2 protein-coding genes are annotated in these 534 nt (G+C 65.7%); both read right to left on the bottom strand.

The window, feature by feature from the left end; all coding sequences use genetic code 11:
* A partial coding sequence (locus tag ACFQSB_RS40385; RefSeq protein WP_380832671.1) for a homocysteine S-methyltransferase family protein occupies nucleotides 1-217 on the bottom strand: 217 nt, incomplete at its 3' end.
* A gap of 11 nt (nucleotides 218-228) precedes the next feature.
* Nucleotides 229-534 (bottom strand): methionine adenosyltransferase domain-containing protein (locus ACFQSB_RS40380; protein WP_380832670.1); only part of this gene is annotated, 306 nt, incomplete at its 5' end.

Below are 534 nucleotides of genomic sequence, written 5' to 3'. Positions count from 1 at the left end.
CCCCGAAAGTGTTGGTCTCCACACAATCAACACCCACCGCGAAATACGCGTCATGAACCCCCCGCACAATGTCAGGACGCGTCACGTTCAACACCTCATTGCAACCCTCATGACCATCGAAATCATCAAGCGTCGGCTCGTGGTCCTGGAGCATGGTGCCCATCGCCCCGTCCGCGACGATGAGTCGGCGGCCGAGGAGTTCGCGGAACGTCGTCATGGCGGGCTCCCTCAGATGGCCTGGCGCAGCGCTTCCGCCCGGTCGGTGCGCTCCCAGGAGAAGTTGGGCTCCTCGCGGCCGAAGTGACCGTAGGCCGCGGTCTGGGAGTAGATCGGCCGCAGCAGGTCCAGATCACGGATGATCGCCGCCGGACGCAGGTCGAACACGCGCAGGATCGCGTCCTGGATCCTGGCCACCTCGATCTTCTCGGTGCCGAAGGTCTCCACGAACACCCCCACCGGCTGCGCCTTGCCGATCGCGTAGGCCACCTGCACCTCGGCCCGATCGGCCAGCCCGGCCGCCACCACGTTCTTGGC

Origin of the sequence: Sphaerisporangium rhizosphaerae, from assembly GCF_042665155.1 — a bacterium.
In the GTDB taxonomy this organism is placed as follows: Bacteria; Actinomycetota; Actinomycetes; order Streptosporangiales; family Streptosporangiaceae; genus Sphaerisporangium; species Sphaerisporangium rhizosphaerae.
Note: the sequence above shows the minus strand (reverse complement) of the source record. Positions and strands in the feature narration are given on the sequence as shown.